General features: G+C 42.2%; 6 protein-coding genes. All 6 read left to right on the top strand.

Going from position 1 to position 7,417, the window contains the following annotated elements:
- Positions 1–234: 234 nt before the first annotated feature.
- The 6 genes from N5O98_RS24835 to N5O98_RS24810 all read left to right on the top strand — a co-directional run bounded on the left by N5O98_RS24835 (position 235) and on the right by N5O98_RS24810 (position 7,408).
- Positions 235–930, top strand: a complete 696-nt coding sequence (locus N5O98_RS24835) for a tetratricopeptide repeat protein (protein ID WP_022199225.1) — start codon at positions 235–237, stop codon at positions 928–930.
- A gap of 15 nt (positions 931–945) precedes the next feature.
- Positions 946–1,413, top strand: coding sequence for a hypothetical protein (locus tag N5O98_RS24830; protein ID WP_022199226.1), 468 nt, complete (start codon positions 946–948; stop codon positions 1,411–1,413).
- Between the two features lie 167 nt (positions 1,414–1,580).
- A complete protein-coding gene (locus N5O98_RS24825) occupies positions 1,581–2,564 on the top strand; it encodes a hypothetical protein (protein ID WP_022199228.1) in 984 nt (327 codons plus the stop codon).
- Positions 2,561–2,878, top strand: coding sequence for a hypothetical protein (locus N5O98_RS24820; protein WP_004316788.1), 318 nt, complete (start codon positions 2,561–2,563; stop codon positions 2,876–2,878). The genes N5O98_RS24825 and N5O98_RS24820 overlap by 4 nt, the downstream gene beginning before the upstream one ends.
- Before the next feature lie 486 nt (positions 2,879–3,364).
- Entirely contained in the window at positions 3,365–4,324 is a 960-nt protein-coding gene (locus N5O98_RS24815; RefSeq protein ID WP_007833969.1) for a hypothetical protein, read from the top strand.
- An 81-nt stretch (positions 4,325–4,405) separates the two neighbouring features.
- Entirely contained in the window at positions 4,406–7,408 is a 3,003-nt protein-coding gene (locus tag N5O98_RS24810; protein WP_007833970.1) for an N-6 DNA methylase, read from the top strand.
- Positions 7,409–7,417 lie beyond the last annotated feature (9 nt).

Here is a 7,417-nt window from a genome sequence, read left to right as displayed (position 1 = left end):
AAGCCCACCACAAAGCGAATTTCTTCGTTTTTTTTGTTACTATTTTGTTACCCACTGTTAGTAATAGGTGGGCTTCTTTCCTGATAATCAATTATATATGCTAATCAATATATAATATGTGGCAGAATATTATTAATTCGTGGCAGTTGTGGAAAAAGAGAAAGAATGAATTGAAAAATCAAGCGTAAGACATTAGACAAAGAATCGTAATGGATATAAATCAGAATTCGGATTATGAAAAGACATAATTGTATAATTATTGTAATAGCATTGTTGTTTCTATCTTGTTCTAGGACAAACAAATTATTTGATGAAGCAGTAAGTCTTGATAATCAGAAGAAGTATCATGAAGCAATTGTAGTCTGGAATAAATTAATTCAAAATGACCCGACTTATCTACCTGCCTATATAAACAGAGGAGCCGATAAGTTTGCGTTAAAACAATATTCTGAAGCTATAAAAGACTATTGTTATGTTATAAGACAAGATTCTACATATATAATGGCTTGGCTTAACAGAGGAAACGCAAACTTAGAATTGAACAATTATCAAAGTGCAATTGACGACTTTAATGCAGCAGAAAGAATAAAGCGAGAAGTGTACGGATGCGCCCAAGTGATATTTTATGATAAAATAGATCCTAAAGATGTTGCGTTGGAAGAAATTTGTTTGCAAAGAGGTATTGCCTATTGGTATGTGGATAGCATTAATAAAGCATATAGTGATTTGAATTATTGTATTGATCAGAAATATGAAGTAGTATGCAGTTACTTCTGGCGTGCTTATGTCTATTGGAAAGCCGGCAAAGAGCAAGAGGCATATAATGATTTCATGACCGTGATTTTGCAAGGGCGAGCCGATGACGATTATGTAATTCAGGCACAACAAAATCTAAAGTTGTTGGATAAACATAGTATTCTCTTAAAATAGACTATAAAAAGGAATATGAAGAATATAGTAAAGTTATTATTAGTTGCTGTGTGCATAATATCTTGCTCTATACAATCTAAGCAGGAAACGCCTAAAAAAGTTTATGAAACAACGTGGATGGAATTGACAGAAACGGATAGCGGATATGTCGTTTATAATTATCCTGATTTAGAAGATGATAATTTTAAAACTCCTCAAAAAATAGTCCTCAAAGGAGATTCTATAATCTGGATTACTTATAGTGAAATGCCGATTATTGATACATGTAATAGTGTTCAAAAATTGGCTGATGAAGAATATTTCTTCCCAGTCGGGAATCATTATAAATTTGAATGGTCGGATAAGGAAAAACATATTGCCAAGTGGACAATATATTATGGAGATGAAAGAATTTTATCGAATCGTCTCTATATAGATAGTGTTTATAATACATATCCGGTTATAGACTACAAATGGTTTGATGATGAGGTAAACAACAATTGATAACAGTTTACTATAAATACGTATTATGAAAATGCGAGTTGTTTGACGGTATGCAAATCCTAGAACATCAATGCAGCTTGATTGTCGCCAAATCGTTACATTTCATTCTGAAGTGTGGGTGTTCAACGATGATTTTAATCATTTAGTCGGAACTAAAAAGAAAAAGGATGGAGGAAATTTTTGAAATAGAAGACTTAAAAGAACTGGAAGAATTTTTGCAGTCCCAATCAGACGTAGAACAGTTGCGCGAACGCTTGTTTGCCGAGTTTCTAAAATATGCGGATTATGAAAATGCCGGAGAATGGAATAAAGCCGTTCGCCTTTGCGAGAGTCTGGCTATTATCGGCTGGGGAAATCACGAACCCGTCGAAGCATTGAGAGGACAATTCTTTAATGGAAATCCCGCGACTTGTTTTCAAAATAAATTTGGAGAAACTCGTTTTGTCGATGCCATTTGGTCGAAAAGAGTCAACGGTTTTACTATGGAGCAGGGAAGGACAAGTTATTGTTTCAGTCCTGACGACCCGAATCAAAAGCAATCCGTATTTTGGGAATATGGGATAAAGGAAGATATACAGGATATAAGGCTTGAAAGCCAGAGAAACTGGATTCCTAAAAATCCGGTTTGGATAAAGCGGACAATTGGTAACTGCTATGAAAACTCCAAGGTAGTAATCGAGAGCGTTGACAAAGAACTGAAACCGGAGTTGGATAGAAGGATGCGCCCCGAAATATACGGACGTGCTATTAATCGAATTATAATTAATTGTTCGTATAGTTATTATGACCACGACCATTGTAAAACAAACTATATCATAGCCGATGAAAAGTTGAAATTGAAACAAAAAGATTTCTATCGGACACTGCTCACTATGTTTACCAGGCAAGAAATAGAGAAGAATGGATATTTCCTTCGCAATCGTTTTGAATTTGGACCATTCAGGGCAGATACCGGGAAAATTAGAATCGGACTAAACCTTGAAAAAGAATTCAGTGAATTAAGTCATCCCGAACAGAAGTTAAAGCTAAGTGAATATATTCTGTTTGCTTTAAACCACGTAACTGACAAGCTAAAAAAGAAGAAGCTGGAATATGACTTCGACTTGATGCTTGAAGATTTTAATTCAATACTAACCGAGTGGAAAGCATGAAAGATATAATAGAGTTATTACAAAACGAAAGAACAAAAACAGTTGACGCTTTAAAACAAGGCGAGCAGGATAAGTTATCTCATCTTCAACAGTTAGACAAGGCTTTAGGCTGGCTGAAAGTCGTTGAAGATAATGAGTTGGCAACTGTAGGGAGCTATAAGATTCATAGATTGCCTGATCCACGCTCTGGCTTCTCTTATTATCATTTAATGATAGACAACGAAAGTGGCGATCCGAAAGATTGGACAGAGTATAAACCCGATAATCAGTCATTGGAACTCTGCTTTGATGATATTATAATAACACGAAAGTAATCTTTTACGTCAGTTATATTTTAGAACTGGTTCTTTTTTTGTATATTTGATGTAGTTTGATTAAGATTCTTTGAGTATCAAACCATTAAGAAGAACTTGCATGAGAATGGGCAATGGATAAGAAATTGCTAACTTGTTTTATTACACTATATTCCTCATGCTTTTCAAATAACTCTTTTCTAAGTGCAAAGATACGATTTTTTCTCCAATTATAAGAATCCGTACCTTAAAAACTATCTATGTGATAAAGATAATGACATAACAGATTCGTAGCCGAGTTCACCAAACCACAGGCAAAGGTAACTCGTGTTCTTTTCGTCCAAGCAAGGTCAAGCCCTGCGGGTGTCGTGGAAAAATCATCCTCGCCCCGTGGGGCTTTCTGTATTTTTCCACACAACCTTGCCTGACGAGAACACGACCTTTTAGAGCCTGTAGTTTGGGAACTCCGGCCCCGAATAGCCGGACTAACAAAAAATATATAATGTTATGTCACAAGCAGTATTAAACAACAGTCAAGCAACAGGTCACACCGACCTGCTATCAGGTATCTTGAAGGTACAAGTGAGAAACGAAGAGAAGATTACGGAACAAGACCGTATCTATTGCCAGAATCAGCAGGACGAGCTTTACAAGACGCTCGACCAGATTGCCTGGTGGTACAACATCTTCAAGAGAGAAGCCGAAAAATATGAGGGTAAAATCAAACTCAAGCACGAGCCGAACGGTAAGATTACCACAAGCAGCTATGACCTCCACTATCGGTACAATAACGATGAGAAGGATTATACCCATCACGAGTTTACTCCTTTCAAGAACATCAATGAGTTGGTGGATAGTCGTCATAACGCTATCAGGAACTTCATCAGTCGCATCATCGGCTATTTCAACAACACCTACAGCGTCTCTGTTGAAGCACCAAAGATTGATGAGAAGACTCTTCCGATAGACTTCCGACCTGTATATAACACCTATGTAGATGTGGTTATCGAACATCTCGGCGGCAAGAGTTTCCGAGATACTGCCGAGGAAGAACTTATCAAGCGATTCCTTGAAACAGTCAGACCATCTAATTGGAGCAAGGTGAAGCCAGAACTTAAGAAGGACAAGATCATCTTCCCCGATATTGTCACTTGGGACTCTTTCCATTACGAGTGTTATAAGGATTATAGGCTCTCATATGAAACAGACCGTAAGGTTAGCCGCTTCTGCGAAGGTATTGCCTTTGGTGCAGACGATGTACTTTGCGGAAGTATCGAGATGATTATCGGTCTTGATACACGCAATGTAGATATATCCAGATGGTACGACCTGACAACGACCAATGCTGTAAGTCTTAAATTTTATGGAAACACCCGTATCGATGTCAAGTTCAAGGACAACGCAACAGCAGAGAGTTGTTTCAAGCGACTGCGACTAAATGAAATCAAACTAAGAGACGAGAACTGATGACCACACGATATGTATGACACTCCGTAGGTACTGCCTGCGGGGTGTCTTTCGTTTTTATCCACTTCAATCATTACAGCCATGTATGCCATCATACCACAACAGATACCGCAAGGCAAGCGTGCAGAGATCAACGAGAAGATTCTCTTTGCCATCAACTCCGGTAAGGATATGATTCCTGCGGAGAGTATATACAACTGCTATACAGGTATCGGAGGACTGCACAACCTCAAGCAGTCGGACTTCGCCAGCTACCACGAGTATGCCGAGGCAAAGAAGGAGTTCGAGATGGGACAGTTCTTCACACCGCACGAGGTATGTCGGGATATGGTAGATGTACTCTCTCCCACATCATCGGAGATGATTCTCGATATGTGTTGCGGTATGGGTAACTTCTTCAACCATCTGCCAAACCAACACAACGCCTACGGCTTTGACATAGACAGCAAGGCTGTGGCAGTGGCGAGGTATCTCTATCCCGATGCACATATTGAGAAGTGCGACATACAGCAGTACCACTCCGAGCAACGCTTTGATGCCATCATAGGTAATCCTCCGTTCAATCTGAAGTTCGACTTCCGAATCTCACAGGAGTATTACATCGACAAAGCATACCATCTACTCAATCCCGCGGGATTCCTGATGATTATCGTTCCAGTCTCCTTTATGCAGAACGAGTTCTGGGAGAAGAGCCGTGTAGGAAGAGTGAACGAGGACTTCTCCTTCATCGGACAAACAAGGTTGGCACCTCACGCCTTCACATCGGTAGGTGTAGATAATTTCAACACCAAGATAATGGTCTTCCTGCGTCGCTCACAGCATATAGAGATGAATCCCTACAATGCCGAGGAGTTCGTCTCTATGGCAGAACTCAAGGAGAGAGTGAAAAAAGCCCGTGAGATGAAGCACCGCCTGCGTCTTGACCTTATGCGTGAGACCAACCGCATAGACAAGGAGGAGTTAGAGCACTTCGAGTACAAGCTCGCCAAGTACATGTATGAGTTGAAGGCTCACGCAAGGCTCAACAAGCATATTGACAAGGCTGTGGCACTTGTTACCAAGTTCCGTAACCAGAAGCCACCCGAAAATGCCACCAACGAGCAGATGAAGGAGTGGGAACGCAAGAAGCTGACCACTGCCAAAGTGCTGGCCACCATACGCAAGTATATCACCTCGCAGAATGTCGTTCCACGCAAGGAGGTGGCATTGGTAAAGACCTCCTACGGCTTCAAGCTCAAGCAGTATGCACCACGACTACTCGACAAGGTGGAGCATAAGGCGGCAAGCATCAATGACCTCATATTGGATAGCACCGTACTACCTATGCCGGAGATAGCAACAGAAGAGAATCTGCGACAGATACGCATCGCCAAGAGGCTTATCCGCCGCAAGCGTTGGCTCTACGATATACAGAATCAACCATTCTCGGAGATGGAAACGGACGATGCCCTTGCCGAGTATCTCGACAATGCCACCTTCGTAAACAAAGATGGCGAGGTGTGCGAGTTCACGCAGTTGCAGAAACACGACCTGAACCTTGTGCTTCAGAAGCGATACGCTCTTCTCAACTGGCAGCAAGGCTCAGGCAAGACCGCAGCTGTATATCACAGAGCCAAATATCTGCTCAAATATGGCAAGGTACGCAATGTGGTGATACTTGCCCCTGCCATTGCCACCAATATGACATGGACTCCATTCCTCGCAATCAACAAGGAGCGATACAGAGTGATACGCACATACAAGGATCTCGAAGATGTGCCGAGAGGTATCTTCCTGTTATTATCTACCTATATGGTCGGCAAGCTCAAACGCGACCTTATGCGGTTTGTGAAACTATCGTCAAGGAAACTATGCCTTGTATTTGATGAGTCGGACGAGATTACCAACCCATCATCACAACGCACAAAGCATATCCTGGCAGTGTTCCGCAGGCTCAAATACAAGATTCTCGATACGGGAACAACCACCCGTAACAATATCGCAGAGCTATACAGCCAGTTTGAGTTACTCTATAACAACTCGGTCAATATGACCTGCTGGTGCGATAACATCTACCACGAGAACCGAGATAAGGAGATAGAGTGTGAAAGGAACCTCCACTGCGGAGAGCCGTTCCCTGCGTTCAGAGGTCATGTGCTGTTTCGTGCCTGCCACTGTCCGGGCAAAGCAACGGTATTCGGCATAGAGAAGCAGAATCAGGATGTCTATAACAAGGAGGAACTTTTCGACCTCATAGGAAAGACCATCATCACCCGTAAGTTCCGAGACTTCGCAGGCGAGAAATACAAGATACGGACACACACCGTAAGCCCGTCAGAGGGTGAGCACGAGGTCTATCGTGTCATCATCGAGGAGTTCTGCCGTATCTGTGAACTCTACTACAACAGCACGGGTGATACGAAGAAGGATGCAGGACTGAGGCTTATGCGACAGATAAAACTGCTTATCAAGGCTTGTTCGGTACCACACCTCATATCGGGATACTACGGTGATGACTATCCGAGCAAGACACGATACATAGAATCATTGATACGCAAGATACCTGGCAAGGTAGCCATCGGCTGTACCACCCTTGCCGCCTTTGACCTCTACGAGAAGTATATCAGCGAACGCTTCCCCGACAGACCGATATATGTCGTAAAGGGAGATGTGGCGTTCAAGAAGCGTCAAAGCATAGTGACGGAGTTCGACTCCACCATCAACGGCATACTGATATGCACGCAGCAGAGCCTGAGCAGTTCGGTAAACATACCTACCTGCAATGATGTGATACTGGAGTCGCTGCAATGGAACATACCCAAGATGGAGCAGTTCTACTTCCGCTTCATACGCCTCGACTCCAAGGAGATGAAGGATGTGCATTATGTCACCTATGAGGACTCCGTGGAGCAGAACCTGATGGCATTGGTACTGACCAAAGAACGTCTCAACGAGTTCATCAAGACGGGTGAGGTAAAGGAGCAGTCGGAGATATTCGAGGAGTTCGACATCACAATGTCGGTCATCGACAGTCTGCTGATACGCTCTACGGACAGCGAGGGTAAGATACATATCAGCTGGGGAAGCCAGCGAGTAACAAGTTAAACAGAAAGT

This window comes from Bacteroides sp. LFL-34 (assembly GCF_027257075.1).
Classification (GTDB): Bacteria; Bacteroidota; Bacteroidia; order Bacteroidales; family Bacteroidaceae; genus Bacteroides; species Bacteroides ovatus.
Note: the sequence above shows the minus strand (reverse complement) of the source record. Positions and strands in the feature narration are given on the sequence as shown.